The organism is Marimonas lutisalis (assembly GCF_005434965.1).
GTDB lineage: Bacteria > Pseudomonadota > Alphaproteobacteria > Rhodobacterales > Rhodobacteraceae > Marimonas_A > Marimonas_A lutisalis.
Map to the genome: position 1 here is coordinate 1,634,955 of NZ_SKCI01000001.1, position 17,809 is coordinate 1,652,763.

The 17,809-nt window shown below is 52.0% G+C and carries 15 protein-coding genes; 12 read left to right on the plus strand and 3 right to left on the minus strand.

Features of this window, described 5'->3' with window-relative positions; translation table 11 throughout:
* The 3 genes from E0501_RS07820 to E0501_RS07830 all read right to left on the minus strand — a co-directional run.
* On the minus strand, positions 1-2,061 hold a 2,061-nt coding region (locus E0501_RS07820), incomplete at its 3' end, for a hypothetical protein (RefSeq protein ID WP_205123459.1).
* A gap of 1,011 nt (positions 2,062-3,072) precedes the next feature.
* Positions 3,073-3,417, minus strand: a complete 345-nt coding sequence (locus E0501_RS07825; protein ID WP_205123460.1) for a hypothetical protein — start codon at positions 3,415-3,417, stop codon at positions 3,073-3,075.
* Positions 3,418-3,626: 209 nt separating this feature from the next.
* The gene (locus tag E0501_RS07830) at positions 3,627-4,274 is read right to left on the minus strand and encodes a hypothetical protein (RefSeq protein WP_137700738.1); all 648 of its coding nucleotides are present in this window, start codon (positions 4,272-4,274) and stop codon (positions 3,627-3,629) included.
* A gap of 649 nt (positions 4,275-4,923) precedes the next feature.
* On the opposite strand from E0501_RS07830, the gene E0501_RS07835 reads away from it, so the two are divergent.
* The 12 genes from E0501_RS07835 to E0501_RS07890 all read left to right on the plus strand — a co-directional run bounded on the left by E0501_RS07835 (position 4,924) and on the right by E0501_RS07890 (position 17,808).
* On the plus strand, positions 4,924-6,456 hold the full coding sequence (locus E0501_RS07835) for an AAA family ATPase (protein ID WP_137700739.1): 1,533 nt from the start codon (positions 4,924-4,926) through the stop codon (positions 6,454-6,456).
* A gap of 304 nt (positions 6,457-6,760) precedes the next feature.
* Positions 6,761-7,285: a tetratricopeptide repeat protein gene (locus E0501_RS07840; protein WP_137700740.1), complete on the plus strand. Its 525-nt coding sequence runs from the start codon at positions 6,761-6,763 to the stop codon at positions 7,283-7,285.
* 64 nt (positions 7,286-7,349) lie between these two features.
* The gene (locus E0501_RS07845) at positions 7,350-7,781 is read left to right on the plus strand and encodes a prepilin peptidase (protein ID WP_161594580.1); all 432 of its coding nucleotides are present in this window, start codon (positions 7,350-7,352) and stop codon (positions 7,779-7,781) included.
* Positions 7,782-8,013: 232 nt separating this feature from the next.
* Positions 8,014-9,606: a pilus assembly protein TadG-related protein gene (locus E0501_RS07850; RefSeq protein ID WP_137700742.1), complete on the plus strand. Its 1,593-nt coding sequence runs from the start codon at positions 8,014-8,016 to the stop codon at positions 9,604-9,606.
* A gap of 505 nt (positions 9,607-10,111) precedes the next feature.
* A complete protein-coding gene (locus E0501_RS07855) occupies positions 10,112-10,318 on the plus strand; it encodes a hypothetical protein (RefSeq protein ID WP_137700743.1) in 207 nt (68 codons plus the stop codon).
* Positions 10,319-10,624: 306 nt separating this feature from the next.
* Complete coding sequence (gene cpaB, locus E0501_RS07860; RefSeq protein WP_137700744.1) at positions 10,625-11,749, plus strand: Flp pilus assembly protein CpaB; 1,125 nt, start codon at positions 10,625-10,627, stop codon at positions 11,747-11,749.
* 5 nt (positions 11,750-11,754) lie between these two features.
* A complete protein-coding gene (locus E0501_RS07865; RefSeq protein ID WP_193555882.1) occupies positions 11,755-13,263 on the plus strand; it encodes a type II and III secretion system protein family protein in 1,509 nt (502 codons plus the stop codon).
* A gap of 282 nt (positions 13,264-13,545) precedes the next feature.
* Complete coding sequence (locus E0501_RS07870) at positions 13,546-14,028, plus strand: TadE/TadG family type IV pilus assembly protein (protein WP_137700745.1); 483 nt, start codon at positions 13,546-13,548, stop codon at positions 14,026-14,028.
* Positions 14,022-14,666 carry a TadE/TadG family type IV pilus assembly protein gene (locus E0501_RS07875; protein WP_137700746.1) on the plus strand — a complete coding sequence of 215 codons (645 nt, stop codon included), beginning with the start codon at positions 14,022-14,024 and terminating at the stop codon, positions 14,664-14,666. Before E0501_RS07870 ends, E0501_RS07875 begins: the two co-directional genes overlap by 7 nt.
* Positions 14,667-14,674: 8 nt before the next feature.
* Positions 14,675-15,823, plus strand: coding sequence for a P-loop NTPase family protein (locus E0501_RS07880; RefSeq protein WP_137700747.1), 1,149 nt, complete (start codon positions 14,675-14,677; stop codon positions 15,821-15,823).
* A complete protein-coding gene (locus E0501_RS07885) occupies positions 15,820-16,377 on the plus strand; it encodes a L,D-transpeptidase (protein WP_137700748.1) in 558 nt (185 codons plus the stop codon). The genes E0501_RS07880 and E0501_RS07885 overlap by 4 nt, the downstream gene beginning before the upstream one ends.
* 21 nt (positions 16,378-16,398) lie before the next feature.
* A complete protein-coding gene (locus tag E0501_RS07890) occupies positions 16,399-17,808 on the plus strand; it encodes a CpaF family protein (RefSeq protein ID WP_137700749.1) in 1,410 nt (469 codons plus the stop codon).
* Position 17,809: the final 1 nt, after the last annotated feature.

The following is a 17,809-nucleotide window of genomic DNA, read 5'->3' on the forward strand; positions in this document are numbered from 1 at the left end:
GTCGCCATTGACGTCGATGAAGATCGTCACCGGATCATAACTATCGTCCCAAACTTCGTCGTCGCCGCCGCCAAGACCATCACCATTCATATCCTCGTACTTGTAGCCCGAGATCTTGAAGTCCTTGAAGTTAAAGAAGTCCGTCGCTTCACTTCCCTCATCACCGTAGATCTCGCCACCAACAACCGTGACCGAATGCCAAGGTGTAGTAGTTGCCTCCCAAGTACCATCGGGACCATCAATGTCTTCCACGACGAAATAATCACCAACGTCGACCTGTTCGAACAGATAGGTGCCACCTTCGCCAGTCGTCGTCGTGTCAACCGGGGTAGCAGAGGCGAGCGCAGCGTCCAGTTCTGCTTCGCTCAAGCTGCCATCATCATTGGTATCGATCGAGGTATCAAAGAGGTAAACCGTCCAGCCAGAAATCCCAGTATTGGAACCGGCAGCACCATCGCCATCAAGGTCATTGTATTTCTCGCCCGTGATGGAACCGAAAGGCTCATAGTTCCCGAAATCGTACCCCGGCAAAGTCGAGTCGAGATCCTTGCTAGCAGGATCAAAAACGTACCCATTAGGCCCTAGTACTTCGTCTCCCGTATTCAAGCCTTCGCTCAAAATCGTGGTGCCAATTGGAGCCGACTGCTCCCAGCCATCTTGCATGACTTCGACGATAAGATACTGCGCATCTTCGATCAAGGTGATCGGGTTGCCGTCAGAATCCAGAATTGGAACGCCGTTTTCGTCCGTGAGCTCCCCATTATTGGGCAACACAGCGTCGAGGAAGAAATTGAGTTCGAACGCGCCATTCACATCCGTGGTCGTCATGGCGTATGCGCCATAATCGTACTCGTACTGGTCAAGCTGACCATCACGATCAATATCGATGTAGGCCCGGATTTCCCAACCTTCCATCGTCTCATCGCCAGTGTTTTGCGAACCGTCACCGCCATAATCGTTGAATTTCAGACCGGTGACTTCTGCGAATTCGCGCACCGACCATTCTTCAAAACCGCCGTTATTGCCCCAGTCTGCGACGAGCTCGCCCGTATCGGGATCAAAGTACAGACCTTCCTCACCAAACTGGCTGTAGAGCGTGATGTAATGGTCATCCGCAACATCATCAAAATACTCCAGAGGGACGTACATAATCATGTCGGAAACGCCGGAGCCTGACTCGAGCCCATAGTCGAGCGCAATCCAATAGTCTCCTCCGTCGCTATCTAATTCCCATACCTTTTCAGCCTGACCATCGAAGTCGATACCATCGTATCGCTCGCCCTCAATTTGACCCGGGGACACATAGATTTCGATCTCATCCAAAGAGAGGAAGGATGTAGCTCCGCTGTCCGGCTCATTAATATCGAGCTGGAATTCCAAGTACTGCGTCGCATTACCCTCTTCGTCATAGAGCGTGACAACAGGGATCTCACCGAAAAACAGATCGCGCGTGTACTGCGGGCTCGTGTTTTCGTCGTAGTCCACCGGGCGGTAGGAAGTATTGTAACCCTCCTCTACCAGATCATTCGTGTTAATCCGAACAAAGGAATTGATAACACCGGTGCCGGCTCCCTCCGCATCGGTGGAGAAGATCACGCCTCCCAATTCACCCGAATTACCGTCAATAGTAAGGTCTACATCCGCGCCAGCGTCCGTGCCAATGCTGTCCGTAAAGCTATGATACGCAGTCTCCGCCCCATCGTCCGCACTGAGAAGAAACGTCTCATCGAGGCTGTCGTCGGGGTTCACGTACCAGGACGTGACGATGGTGCCGTTCGCCTCGCCATCGAGGTCGCCCTCACCACCATCAACGACTATCCAGCTGTCGTGGCCTTCGCCACCGAGCTCTACGATCGTGTCATCTTCGGTTCCATAAAGACCATCTTCGCCGGCGTCCGCGACGTGGTCGATCTCCAGCGTTACGGATCCACCGACCGCCAGACCGGTAACGGTAATGATCGCCTCCTCTCCAGGAGCGTAATCCTGTTTGTCAGTCGTGACGTCCAGACCAAAAATTTGGTCATCGCTCAAGATTGTTTGATCGGTATCATCCAAAGACATCTTCATTCCCCCCGGCTAGAGCCGTTTCCCAGTTTCACCATCTGACAGCTGATGGTGAGTTTACTTCCACTCGAAGGCGGCCAGAATGCCACCCTATGAACACCTTGAGCCGACGATCTAAATTTCGCCGGCCACTTCCCCTCGATAAGCATTTTGCTTTCTTGTTTTTCCGGCTTGGCGCTGCCTCACGCCACATGGGTGCAACCCCAGTAATTCTCTCTTCACCAAAACACCTTAATCCTTATAACGAAGACAAAATTCCACCTTAATGATGCCACATTTATGACAGAATGCTACTTTCGGGGCTGGAAACAGTCAATTCACATTTCGGAAACAGTTGCCTGACCCAAGGTAAAGAGAACACGTCCCAAGGAACCTCGCCCACCCCCCCCTCAATTAACGCGCGAAATTTTCAACCAAATCTTATTTTAAGAAAACTCCTCAACTCGGGTAGCGCCGATCGTATCTACCCAGGAGAACTCGCCCCATTGCCCGAGGAATGCTTTTAACTAGAGCCTCCTCCCTACGGCTTACAAAACACCAAATTATTGGCGCCTCGCTATAAACAAGAGCCACCGTATCAGGCCGATCTCCTGAACCGTTCCTTAATCAATCCTCGTTGAAGCTTTCTGTCGTGCGCACATCTCTTCTCGAAGACTTGCTTACGCAAAGACACGCCGACACATCACGAAGTTTGAACAACGGACCGCAAGCCAGCACCGTTCCCGTCAAGTGAGCTCGCTGCAACCGGGCGAAGAGTGAGCATGCCCCTCTAAGAAACGGCGCAATTCTTAGTTCTCAGAATTCTGCCCTCAACCCACACGCCCAAGCGAAAACAAAGGATACGAATGCTATAAGGCCAAATGAACCGAAGCTGGCCCTCATTCCGCTCATCCACGAGAGCCCATCGGATGAATTTAAAATGCATTCATATACTTACGCAAATCTCTTCCAGCGAAAAACTCGCATAGGTTGAAATCTGGGTTCGTTTTGAAAACAGCCCCGACATGATCACTCCGCCCCACTCGTGCGTTCAGCCATCCAAGCATCGAAGGCTCGCCTCCTCCTGTTTCGGGCAATACCAACGTAGGCCCGCAACGACTTGTGCCGCTGACCGCCAATGGCCGTTTCCTCCAGGATTTCACGACGAATTCTATGCAAAAGCTTGAAGCCCTTACCCATCTCCACCTCAGACATCTCGAAAGCATCTAATGCTTCAAGAACATGATACTCGTCATTTTGAAATGCCTTCCCAATTTCACTCGGTTCAGCCTTCCCGGCCTCGAACTCAGCCAGGGCGTTTTCAGCCTGCCGCAAGCTGGCCTCTGCGTTGGCGAGTTCTACCGCCAGCCTCACCTCCCGATCCCCATCCAAGAGATCGGACGGCGCCACATCCGGATCATCTAGTATGACCCTCAACCACATCGCAACGCTTTCCGGGTCTGGCTTCGCCGTCGCTCCGTGTTTTCGAGCATTCTGCGATGAGCGTGCCTTTCCTAGCTTCGTCTTCGGCCCTGTGCTCTTCTTGGCATTGGCTCGGTTTCGGTTGATGATAGATCGCCTCTTCACCTTTCTACGACCTCACCTTCAAATGGCCGACACCGAACAAGGGCTTCGTACTCTCGCCTGATGGTATGGCGGAGTTTTTCGAGCTCACGCATCTTGTTTTCATGAAAAGAAATCGCGGGAGCACGTTCATGGTAGGCTTGTGCCATCAATTCAAGAGGATGCAGACCGAGCTCTTCGATTTCCTCACAAGCTTTTTCCCGCACGTGTTGGTCATGCGCCACTGCTCTTTTCGCGAGATCTGCCCCCTCCTTTTCGGCGGCATCGCGCTCGAATATGGAACCCTCCCAATCCGACCAACTTCCACCGGAAGCGTAATGTTCCCGCTTTGCCTCCGCTTCTTCCCTTTCATGTTCAGCCTTTCGTTTATTCGCGACGGCTTCGCAGATCTCTTCGCGGATGATCCTCCTTACGCCGGCGTCGCGCATGCGACGGTGCTGCAGGAGTTCCCACTCTATTGCGATCAGGTTTTCCGCGATCACGAATTCATAGGGCGTCGCCGGAGCAAGGGCAGAAATCATGGCATCGCGAAAGGCATCGAAGGCCCATAAATCTTCGCCAATGATCGGATCTCGCTTTGGCAGGATGTCTGAAAAGCTGGAGAGATTGAACCGCTCTGGGTCAGGCAGAGAGATGTTCTTCGACATGTGTCAACTCCTGAATGCCCCTGCCTCAAGGTGTTGATTTCGCCTGGCGTACTATACCAGTATCCCGCGCTTCGTGCGTTCTTGTTACGTTCTACTTTGCATCAATATTCGTATTCGATCAACACCTCGGCCCACAAAAGAACGAACCTCGGGTCCGCAGCGAATGGCACTCCGCCACGATTTCTAAGGTCGGGACGCAGTTGAAACATTCTGCCGGAGAATTCGTTCAACCTTCGCGCCCACAGTTCAGGTATCTGTAAAGGGGAAAAAGAGTGAAGAGCTCCCATGAACGCCCCCTCCTATTCGCCCTGGTCAGAAATGCCGGCATGTCACCTCATACTGTGCCAGCCGACTGAACGAAGTGAGCAAGATACACATACGTAGCGTTAACACGGCACGACGAAGAAGCGCCCTACCCTCCGGAATGCCTTCAAAAGCAAGACGCTTAGCAACATTTGAGGCGTACTCATTCTACGAGGAACGCCAGCCGAGTGCGCGACATTGCTCGGTTCGAGTTCACGTCAATGCCTTCGAAACAGTAAGTTTATAAGAAACGGTTAGGCTTCACCGACGTCGAAAGATATCTTACACCTTGTTCATGGAGATGAACTGGGAATGATTTTCTCGGCGGAAAGGACGCGGTGGGACAGTGAAACTTTTTGGCAAATCAAAGAAAGATGACAACCCGGTTACGAAGATCGAGGAGCAGCCCGCCAAGGTCAAGGCCCCCGAGATCGAGGCCGAAACAGTAGCCGCCACTGAAACAGTTGAGGCTGGTGAAGCTGTCGAAATCCCGTCTGAGAGGACTGCGAACGCACCGGAGGCAGACAGTCTTTCGGAAACTGATGCCACACCGTCAGAAACGGACCGTGTTGAACAGGCAACTGAGACTGGTGCAAACGCGCGTCAGCATGTGTTTTCTGCGGGAGTACCGCCAAAGACAATCGCTGAAACTGGTTTGACGGATAGTTTCCTGATCAATCTCGTCTGCAAGATCATGCATGCCGGCGGGACGATGACGCCCGCGGAAATCTCTGAGGTTATCAAGCTTCCAAAGATTGTTTGCCGACAACTCATCAAGCAGATGACGTCCCTGGCCCTGGTTGAATCACAAGGGTTGGAAAGCGAGAACATCAAGTCTGATATTCGCTACTCGCTTACGGATCTGGGCAAGAAATGGGCCCTCGACGCCATGATGGTCTCGCAATACGTCGGCCCGGCTCCCGTGACTTTGAAGTCCTTTGAGGAACAAATTCGCAAGCAGTCCATTAGCCACGAAGTGGTGCTTCGCGATGAACTTGATGAGGCATTCTCTCACCTTGTCATTCCCGATATTCTGAAAGCGCAACTGGGACCGGCCGTAAACTCGGGCCGCTCAATGCTGCTCTACGGTGAGCCAGGCAACGGAAAGACGTCATTGGCAGAAGCACTGGGCAAATCCTTTCTTGATCTGGTCAGCTTTCCTTATGCGATCCTCGTTGGGAACCAAATCATACGGTTCTATGACGAGACACTTCACGAGCTGGCCGATCCTCCACAAGACCAGAACTCCAGCGACCCGCGTTGGGTGCTCTGCCACCGCCCCGTTGTCATCGTTGGCGGGGAAATGTCACTGCCCATGCTTGACCTCCGCTTCGACGAGATCGCTAGGTTCTACGAGGCGCCGATGCATCTGAAGGCTCTAGGGGGAGTTTTCGTACTTGATGACTTTGGACGTCAGTTGGAACCGCCTCAGGCCTACCTTAACCGCTGGATCGTCCCCCTTGAGAAAGGCTTCGATATCCTGTCACTGCACACAGGCAAGAAATTTGCCGTCCCGTTCGATCAACTCGTGGTGTTCTCATCGAACCTCATGCCGGAAGAATTGGGCGACGACGCAGCTTTGCGGAGGATTTACTTTAAAATTCATGTCCCCAGCCCGACCAGAGAGGACTATTTTAAGATTTTTCACGACGTGTGTGACGACCTTCAGATCGATTGGGACCAGGACGTTATGAATGAGTTTTTTGACAGAAAATACGAGAAGGCTCGCTTCATCACTTCGGGCGCGCATCCACGGTTCCTGATGAGCCACATCCTCGCCGCTTGTCGTTACCTGGAGAGAACACCGTCACTGAACCTCGACCTGCTCGAACTGGCTTGGCGCAATGTTGCTGCAAGCCAACGCCGAACTGACACTTGAGGACATACGTTTTGCTAAACCGGCTTCAGAGGCATGGACGTTGAAGAACCGCCTCCAATTAATGGCTTGCGCCGATACGCCCTCGAGAACCGGTAAGATTATCTGCGAACGCTAACGGCTTGGTAGGTTGTTTTTTCAGAACACCCCGCCGTGTGTGTCAGGTATGTTCTGTGTGGGAATGCTGCAACTAACAAGGCATCGGGAAAACTTTCTGGCTAGCCCTCGATACCCCCTGCGGTGTACCTTCCACGAAATACTCCGAACGTAAGGCACCGGAAAGGTGCGAGCTAATGGGGCACAGTGCATGAAACATGGCGTTATTGCTTTCGCGATCGTCCTTGGCGTGGCAGGCTGCGAAAATGTAGATCTCGGTGAATTCGCTGGGTTCAGTGACCGTAAAGTGTCATTGCGGGACACGTCGAACCTTGCTTACTATCCGGATGACGAGATTTTGGTTGCGGCCAAGGCACAATTCAAAGCCGGCAACTACGGGAAGTCATTTCGCATGTTCAAGCGCGCCCTGGACGTGACGCCTGAAGACCCCGCTGCATGGTTGGGGTTCGCTGCAAGTGCCGACATGCTTCGGAAATTTGACCGCTCGGATTTCGCCTACAAGAAGCTCCAGCCGACGATCGGCAACAGGATCGAATACCTCAACAACTACGGTTATTCGATGCTTCTGCGCGGAGAACTGGTTCAAGCGCGCGCGTATTTCTTGAGGGCATACGAAATGGACCCGTCCAATCCAGTGACGGCGAACAATCTCGAGCTCTTGCGCAACTCGGTCGAATTCCCGAAACGCGGCCCTGGTCAACTCAAGGGGATTTGACGCCCTGACGAGTGAAACGCTTCACTTCCTCGCAAAATTATCTGCGTTTGCCAGTGCTTTTTTATTGGTTGCGATAGCTTGGTATGATGCGAAGCATCTGAAGGTGCGCAACAAGGCTGTTCTGGCCATGTTGCTTCTCTACCTCCCCTCTCAAGGCCTCATGGGCTTTCCGACGTGGCCTCACGACGTGTTCGCGGGAGTTCTTCTTTTCGGGCTCGGCTTCGCCATGTGGGGTCTTCGTATGATGGGCGCCGGGGATGCAAAACTTATGCTGCCGTTGGGAATGCACATAGGCTACGTTGGCCTTGCATCGTTCGCTGCGATTTTGACAGCCTTCTCCATCCTCTTTTTCGCGGCGATACAGATAGCTCCTCGTTTCAAGAGAGAAACGGGTCTGTTGGGCTGGCTCAGCAAGCTGAAGACCGAAGGTCGAGTGCCTTATGCAATACCGCTGTGCATAGCCTCGGTTCCCGCGATGTTGATGCGAGTGGCATAGTACCTGCTATGTTAATCTCAAGCTCGTTCACAAAAGTCCCGAAGCGCGGCCTGGCGCATGTGGCAGGCTCGACGCATACAGCAACCGTGTTCGCAAAACTGAGCAAGTTGCATGCACTCTCGTTGGACTAAGACTGGTACTTGAGTACTTCCAATTGTTATCATTATAAAAAGAGTATTAAAGGCGCCATCGAAACCAACGCAATCTACGGCGCATACCTCCTGGAGGGATCATGGCTTTCCTGCGTGACTTAGAGGACGGGTTTGTCCTTGTTATGTCCTTGCTCATTCTACCGGTGTTTCTCGCATTTGGCCTCATCTTGATTGACATAGGCCGAGGCAATAATGCGCAAAGCGACCTGCAAGCTGCGGCGGATGCTCTGGCTCTCGCTGGGGCTGCCGAACTCGACGGAGAACCTGGAGCCATTGCAGACGCTCACGCTGCGATGGAGCAAATTTCCAATAGCGTAAGTATGCTTTTGCGCGACGCTTCACAGTCGCCGATCACGCTGGACTATGATGAAAGTAGTAATACTGACGCTTTCTATGTTGCATTCCTGAGCGATATTCCCGCGGATGATACGACGCCCATCGATGCAGCTTGGAGAACAGCTTACAGCACAACTGAAGATGCAGAGGCTGCCTATGTGTATGTCGCAGCGCGATCAAGTGACCTTCAACCGGTCTTCCAACGCATCCTGAACTTAACAGGCGATATCCCTATCAGAGCCGTGGCCGTGGCGACATATTCCAGAGCAGCCTGCCAGGTTGTGCCAATCATGATTTGCAATCCTTTTGAGGAAGAGGGTACCGAATATGAGGTGCTTTTGGACGCTTTCAATGAGGGTCGCATGCATGGGCGTATGATCCGCCTCATCAAGCAAATGGGCGGCGGCGCAGCCGACCCCGTCGCGCCAGGAAATTGGGGCTACCTTGAAACCTTCGGGACCGGTGCAGATGTGCTCCGCGCTGCCTTGGCTGGCTACAACCCCCAGTGCTACTCAGGCAACACTGTGGATACAAAGCCAGGTGCGACCACAAGCGTTAGCCAAGGCTTTAATACTCGATATGATATCTATTCCGGCTCCTACAATAATACTGAGGATGAATTCCCGCCCGATGAAAACATTTCCAATTTTTCGAGCAATACGTCACTGGATGGTGCTTGGGAAAACGAAGTCATGGTAACACCTGTGGATGGTGTGGCGGGATCGTTTATTGGTGAGGACAGCAACTGGAACCTGCGCGGCGAGTGTCAGGATGTCGATGGTAACATCCTTTTTCGCGGCACTAATGGAAACCCAGACGAAAACATAACGGAAACCGTAACCGGGGGGACCTGTAGGGTTGATACGGATACCGGCACGGGAATTGAGACGGAAACGGGTACCTGGATGCCAGGGTATTGGGAAGTCAAACATGGAGATCCTTGGGATTCATACCTGGATACCAGCGGGCTCAGCAACGCGACTATACGGCGACAATATCCCGATGAACTTGGCGTACTGAACAGTAACACGCTCCCCTCTCGCTTCGATATCTATGAGCATGAAATAGATGAGGGCCTGGTCGTTGATACCCCGGAAAACGGGGTCGGGACGACTGGCCGCCGTGAACTGTTCACGGCCATTGTCAACTGCGCCGCAAATCCTTGGACAGGAGCTGGCGATGACATCCCTGTATTGACCTACGCCACGGTCTTTACGCTGTCACCGATGGAAGGCTCGCAAGACGCGCTTGACTTTGAACTCACCGACCTAGTTGGCTTCACAGGAAGCACAGCCCTGAACGAAAAATTCCGGGAGGACTCCTTTCTGGTGCGTTAAAGGCGAAGAGTTCCCCTAAGTTCCTGAGCTGGCTTGAAGGGTTTATTCATGCGCATCCTAAACTGAGAATACCAGAAACTAGAAAAAACTTTCAAACTGCACTCCAAGGGCAGTTCTCGAGGGCGGTAGAGAAAGTACTCCCACTTTAACTCGAAGTAATATCCTCGTGCGAATCAGGCGCGCTTGCCCCCGCCTGGAAAAACAACCCCAAAGAGATGCACGATGGGAAAATGCAACCCAAGCGATATTTCCTCTCTACACTCGCCTCTCCTTTTTCTCACTTTTGTTTCGCAAGGATCTCCAATAGCGTGTAAGAAGTGGCATTGAGTACTCAATAGAGGCAAATGTGTCGGAAAATGGACTAACCCGGTTTTTATCTAGCCCTTTTTGTGTCACGAATATGGCGTGTGGGCTGCTAATCGAAGACTTAGAAGCCATCTCGTATCTTGGAGCTTTCTAAGGTGAAAGAAGAGACGGTTTCGAACTTGTAGGAATGGAGAACGTAATGAAATTTGGCACTTTTCTGACTAACGTCGCGAAGCGCTTCCACAAAGAAGAGGAAGGCATCGCACTCAGCGAATACCTCGTTTTGCTCGGTCTTTTGATCGGCGGCGTGATCACAGCGGTTCTTCTTTTCGGAACTGAGCTGGGCGACGCGTGGGACGCTTGGGCAACCTGGGTTGGCTCGCTTGGCGACAATGCCCCGTCGTAAATTCAACGCTTGGCGAGACGCTGTCTAAAGCATTCGCTAACAGACGACAGAGTTAATCACCCCGGCTCTGCGCCGGGGTGACCCTTTTTTAGGGGGCGGAATTCTGAGCATGTTGAAATGATGTCTCAGTCTCAGACTTTGTCATTGTTTAGAGCGGCGTGTCGTGTCTAGCAGGTTGACCTTGCCTGACGGCCTTACCATGTTGTGTTTGGATAGCAGCGGTGTGTCGTTAAGGCACTGAGGCAAGCTGCAACTAAGCAACGAAATTGCCCCGATAGGTGGCCTACTGCATTTTGGAGCATGTGAATGCGGTTTTCTATGATCCTTAGTCTGGTGGTGGCAGTAATCCTTGCCGGTCTCGCTGTCTATGGGACGCAGGACTGGCTGGCAGAGCAACGCCAGGTGCTATCGACCCAAGTCTCCGAAACGACGACCTCGGACAAAGAAGTCGAAAAACCGACGTTGGTCGTCGCCGCCGAGGGGCTCACATTTGGCGAGCGCCTAACACCGGTGAAATTACGTGAAATCGAGTGGGCGGGCGCCATCAGACCTGAAGGATCATTTGAAAAGATCTCCGATCTTGTCGTCGACGACACTGAAGAGAACGCTCGTTTCGCATTGGCAAACATGGCAACCGGCGAGCCGATACTGGCGAGCCGAATTACTCTTCCAGGTGTGCGCGCCAAGCTGTCAACACAATTAACGCCCGGCATGAAAGCCATCTCGATTCGCGTAAACGACGTGCTCGGCGTGGCCGGATTTGTTTTGCCAGGGGACAGAGTTGACGTGCTCCTGACTCGCGGGGGACGCGAAAACTCGTATGTCGATGTGCTTCTCCAGGGCGTTAAAGTGCTGGCAATCGACCAAATCGCAGACGATCGCAAGGACAAGCCAAGCGTTGTACGAACCGTAACCTTCGAGGTGAATACGCAGGAAGCTCAAAAATTGGTGCTTGCAGCCAATGTCGGAACACTGTCGCTTGCTCTTCGCAATGTTGCCTCGACCGACGTGGATCCGATGGAGCGTGTAACTCTGAACGACCTCAGTGATCCGGATGTAGCGGACGATCTTACACCGAAGCTCGAAGAAGAGACCGAACTGCCCGCCGAAAACGCACGGCTTGACGAACTTGAAGCGCTACTAAAGGACATGTCGCAAGGCATAACGAGCCGGCTGAACAGTGTTGAGGAAAAAATCGAGACACCTGAACCGAAGGTGATAGAGAAGGTTGTCGAAATCGAGAAAGTTGTCAGTCCCCCACCGGCCCCAAGACCCGAGAAGTCGACTATCGGAGTGATCCGGAATGGAAAGCGCGCAGAATACAAAGTTGAGCACGGTGAGCCTCAAGGTGAACCAAATCGCGCACCCGAAACACCAGGGGTGAATGGCAATAACGCAACACCACAGCCGGCTGCTGATGCAACAGAATGAACAAAATGGCGCTCTTTGCCGGAAACTGTTACAAAGCCGTTGAGCAACAAAACAGGCAGGTTGAGATGATGAGCAGTGAAAACTCGACTGAAAAAGACAGGCAGTTCTTTCCTTTTCTTCAGCTAATGGCGTTGTCGGTAATTGCGGCTTTTTCGCTCGTTGCTGCTGGCAAAGCGTTGAGTCAGGTTCGTGACATTATCGTTGATGACGGCGTCGTTACAAAAGTAGAAATTGCTCCTGGTCATACGCTGACAATCTCGACAGATCAGCCCTTTGCGGACGTCCTGATCGGAAACACTGATGTGATCGACGTTTTTCCTCTGACGGACAACTCTCTCTACATCCAATCAAAATCCCTGGGCGTGACCAACGTAACGCTCTATTCTACGGACAAAAAACTGATTGAGGTCATCGATGTGCGCGTACGTATCGATTACACAGAGCTTGAGAGGGTGATTTCCCGCACCGTGCCTAGTGCCAATGTTGACGTTCTGAACGTCAACAATCGCATCCGGGTATCCGGTGTTGTGAAAGACAATGTCGACAAGCAACGCGTTCTCGAAATCGCGGGACAGTTTTCGTCGGAGCCAGTTATCGATGCTCTGCAGGTCAAAGCCGCTCAGCAAGTTGAGCTCGACGTTCGGATCCTGGAGGTTGAGCGGCAATCAAGCCGTGGCTTGGGGGTCGATTTGACTGGCACACGCGGTGATCGCACTGGCAACATGTTCAATACCGGCAATTCAGCCGCTGGCTTCCCGACGGCGGGGACCGGGCTTCCATTCGGTAACGCGGTGGGTCAGCTGCTTTCCATATCGGGCGTTCAGATCGACTACGTCATCAACGCGCTCGAGGCCAAAGGCTTGGCAAGGCGACTAGCCAACCCCAAGTTGGTCACCACAAGCGGAATTGAAGCCAATTTCGTCGTTGGCGGTGAGGTCGCTGTACCTGTGGCCGTGCAGGGAGAGAATGGAATTGTTCAGGATACGGAGTTCAAGGAATACGGTGTGCGCCTTAATTTCACGCCAGTGGTCTTGGACGACGAGCTGATCAGTCTGCGCATCATTCCAGAGGTCTCAGATGTCGATTTCCTGGACGACGTTCCAGCTTTCAACACGCGGCGTGCAGAAACCACTGTTTCGTTGCGCAACGGACAAAGTTTTGCAATCGCAGGACTATTGCAAGCCAGGAACGAACGGAACACCGATCAAGTTCCGTGGCTGGGTCAGGTTCCGATCCTCGGTACACTTTTCAGTTCTCGTTCGTTCCTGAAAAACGAAACGGATCTCGTCATCCTGGTTACTCCGCGTCTCGTAGCGCCAGTTGGGCCAGACCAGCCGTTAAAGACGCCCCTTGACACAACTCGCTCCTCAAACGACGTTGAGCTCTTTCTCTTGGGGATGACGGAGGTTGACCGCGACTTGCTTCGGCGGTTCAGAGAAGGCGCAGGGATTGTCGGGCCCTATGGTCACATGATAGATTTGGAGTTTGAAGATGGCGTTATCGAGAAAAAATAAACGTGCGCTAATCGTTGCAGGCATACTTACGCTATTGGCAAGTTGTGGTACGCCGGATTACCTAAATAACTGGGATACTTCATCAGCCCGTACGGGTGATGCGGGGGCGGCTAATACATCGATCCAAGAGATACAGACCTGGCCACCTTCGGCGTACAAAACGACTGTCGGTTCAGGGGGCTGATCGCCCTGTACGGGGTGCTTAGGGGAGGTTCGCTAAGGCTACCTTCCCTGCCCTATTTTCTGTTTTGGACCCGGTAAAACGCTCAGTGAGAGGCTGAAATGTCGAGGCAGAAAGACCCCGGATTTGCTGGTTGTGAGCGCGGGTCAGTTTTAATTGAAGCGCTAATAGCCTTTCCTATCCTGACGATTGTTTCTTTTGGCCTGCTCGAATTCGGTAACTTGATGTGGCAACGAGAACAGCTTCAAGCCGGTGTTCGTGACGCTGCCAGGTATTGGTCGCGCTGTAGACCCGCAACAGCAACCTATGCGTCGACTTGCGACGAACAAACGGCGCGAAATATAGCCTTTTATGGCCATCCTCTTGGCGCAGGCTACGGTCAACTTCGCGTTCCTGGATGGGACCAACCAGGCGAGATTGTATTTTCGCCAGACAAAAGTCTGCTGTCGAGTGTTCCAGACCCCGAAAACACTGTTGTTGTGACTGGAAGTGTCGTTTACCAAGGGTCTCCTGCTTTTGGCCTCATTCTCTCTGATGAAGTAACCATCAATTCCACGACCGAAATGAGGTCAATCGGATGGTGAAAGGAAAACCGAGAAAAAGCTCTTTTGCGCATGACATCTCAGGGCTGGCGATGACAGAGGCTCTTATCGTCGTTCCCGTGCTGATTTTGATCTTCGGTGCCATGGTCGAATTCAGCATTATGGTTTTCCAGTGGAGCCAAACAGTCAAAGCGCTGGAAGTAGGTGCTCGTCGAGTTGTCGTATCAACGCCTCTCACCGACATCACCCCATTGAGTGATTATGATACGATCCCGACTGGGGATCCCCTACCAATTAGCTCTTATACGTCAGTGAGTTGTGGTGCTGATGCTTCGGCTTGCGACACTACACAGTTCAATCGTCTTTATTATGGCGCGGATGGAACTTGCGGCGGTTTAGACACGAGTGGAGTGGTCGGAATATGCGACGTCGCACCTTTCATTCGCCAGTCCAATGTGCGAATTACATATCATCGGGCAAATCTGGGGTATGCTGGAAGGCCAAACGGTCCAGTTCTGACGGTCACTGTGGAAGTTCGGAATCTCTACTTTGACTTCTTTGTGCTTGATACCATATTCACGGCGTTCCAATCAGCCGGCCTACCTTCCAGTATTCAGATTCCGGCACACCCGGTCTCAATGACGAGCGAAGACTTATGTAATGGAAGATCGTGCTCTTGAACATGTACATGGACAACCAAACTGAAAGCCGCATGCCGAAAGTGTTAATACTTTCCGGCGACGGGGTCAGCGATTCCGAAATAGAGAACTTGCTCGGGACATCAAACAGGCTGATTCTGTCACAGCTCAATAAAAACAATCTGAAAGAGGTACTTACGCCTACATTTGGCGATATTCTTGTTATCAATGTTATGCATCTGTCGGAAAAGGAGATAGAGCTGTTGTCAGATGTCAGGGCGATGGTTCCTGACCTACCTCTTATTGTGGTTTCCCCGCAATTGAGCGCCGAAGAAACAAGACGCCTATTTAAATTCAACATTCATGATTGGATGCCGAAACCGGTTTCGAGTAAGGACTTGATCGAGAGCGTGTTCAAGGGTATCCGCACGCGGAAGGTCTACAACAACCGTGTGCACGCAATTGTATCAGCTGTTGGCGGCTCTGGAGCTACAACGCTCGCAGTTTCTATGACTGACCTAGCCGCAACGAAATTATTTCGAAAGCAATCCGTTGCTCTTTTCGATCTCGATTTTTCCCTCGGAAATTGCGGATACACGGTAAATCTGAAAAACAATTACAAATTGGCAAACGTTGCTTCTACGCCGCATCGTGTGGACGCTGAGTTTATTCGAGTGATCCAAAAAAGGCATGAACACCAGTTCTATCTTTATTCATTTAAAGAGCCTGAATTGAATACCGAAGTTAATGGCTATGAACTGGTGCTCAGGATGCTCGATGCTGTAAGCGTAGAACATGAGCATACATTCCTGGACATTCCTTACTACGAAACCGAATGGAAAGACGACGTTCTGTCAGCTGTCAATACTTGCACGCTGGTTTCCGAGTTGAACCTACCTGCAATCAAACACACTATTGACCTTATTGAACGCATTCAAGAATTGCGTGGCAAGGATTTTCCTCTGCACGTGGTCTTCAATAAATGGGAGCCCAGCCTTTTTGGGCAACGTATTGGACGAAAAAAAATTCGTGAACTATTCGGCGAAGTCCCCTTCTCTTACATTCCTCTAGCGAAAACCCAAATAGGTGAAGCCGTTGACCGCGGTGTTACCCCAAGTGACATTTCAAAGAGTTCTAAGTTTTTGCGGGCACTCCTCAAGTATATGAAAACCCTCGAACTTGTGGAGGCGAAGGTATGAGCCAAGAGCTCATGAGACGACAAGCCGTTTTGGGCGCGGCGGCGCTCATTGCCTTTCCGTCTATCTTGAACGCCAAATCTAAGCGAGTTCCTCGAAGCCACGGTGAGCGAACTATTGAAATCGTCGACTACCCCAGCAGCGAACCTCGCGGTACAATAATTATATCAAACAATGCCAGGACGCTTCATCGTATTCTCGGCGGTGGCAAAGCCGAGCGATACCGTATTTCAGTTGGTCGCGATGGTTTCACTTGGACGGGGACCACTTATGTTGGAAGTAAGAAACAATGGCCTGGCTGGCGACCACCACAAGACATGCGCCGTCGCGACCCCTCCTTGCCGGAATACGTCCCTCCAGGACCGTACAACCCGCTTGGAGCACGTGCGCTATATCTCTACAAGAATGGTCGGGATACGCTGTATCGAATTCATGGAACGAACAGCGCTGAAACCATAGGCGGCTACGAAACATCCGGATGCTTTCGATTGACGAATGCTGACATTCTCGACCTTTTCAACAAGGTAGCCCCCGGAACCAAAGTGATTGTTCGATGAACATCGAGAAAGGATAGCCAAATGGCCGGGCGATTTTTCAGGAAAGAAAAAGCGATACCCATCGAAAAAGAGCAGGACCACGAGCTTTTAACTCTTGATGGTAAGCTTGAAAAACCGCTGGACATTAACGAGGAGCGACGACCGCCGGAAAGCCATGATGCTCCTGATTTCGTCAATGAACGGGTCACGTTACACCGCTACCTGATCGATAAGATCAATCTGTCTATTTTGGATACCATGGAGGAGGACGAAATCCTCGATGAGTTGCGTCCACTCGTTCGAGCTTATTCAAAGGACCACAACTTCCCACTCAGTTCTAGTGAACTGGAGAGCTTGGTCAAAGACATTGGCGACGAGATGTTAGGGCTTGGCCCGATTGAGCCGCTACTGGATGACGATACGGTATCCGACATTCTGATCGTTGGACCGAGGACAGTTTACGTGGAGCGATTTGGTAAACTGGAAAACACGAAAGTCCGTTTCAAGGACGAAGACCACTTGATGCGGATCATCAACAAGATCGTTGCCTCAGTTGGACGGCGTGTCGACGAGAGTTCACCGCTAGTCGACGCGCGCCTTGCCGATGGGTCGCGCGTGAATGTTGCTATTCGGCCGGTAGCAGTGGATGGACCACAAGTATCGATCCGAAAATTCGCCAAACGCCCGTATTCACTGGATAAACTTGTCCAAAACAATACCTTGGCGCATGGTATGGCCCAACTTCTTTCAGCAGCGGTTGAGGGTAAGATTTCGATTGTTGTTTCAGGAGGCACAGGCTCAGGTAAAACAACGCTGCTAAACGCACTCTCGTCCTTTATTCCTCATGACGAACGCATGGTTACAATCGAAGACGCTGCTGAACTTCAGTTACAGCAGCCACACGTCGTGAGACTGGAAACCCGGCCTCCCACAGTTGATGGGCGAAACGAAATCATGCAGCGGGATCTCGTAAAAAATGCGCTCAGGATGCGTCCAGACCGTATTATCGTCGGCGAGGTCCGGGGAGGAGAGGCTTTCGACATGCTTCAAGCAATGAACACGGGCCACGAAGGTTCAATGTCGACAATCCACGCAAACAGCCCACGCGACGCCATCTCACGTATGGAACAGATGGTCGGTATGGCAGGTATGCCTATGAGCCAGACTGCGATCCGCTCGCAGATCACTTCCGCGATCGATCTCATCATACAGCTCGACCGCTTGCGCGATGGCACTCGAAAAATCACTTCGATCTCCGAGATCACAGGAATGGAAGGTGATGTTGTGCAACTTCAGGAAATCATGCGTTTCAAACGCACGGGGGTCGATGATACAGGCCGCGTTACGGGCGAATTCCGCGCAACCGGTATTAGGCCGACTTTCCTCGACGACCTCGCGACGATGGGTTTGCCCGTACCACTCGAGTATTTTGATCCCTCCAAGGAACTTTGAA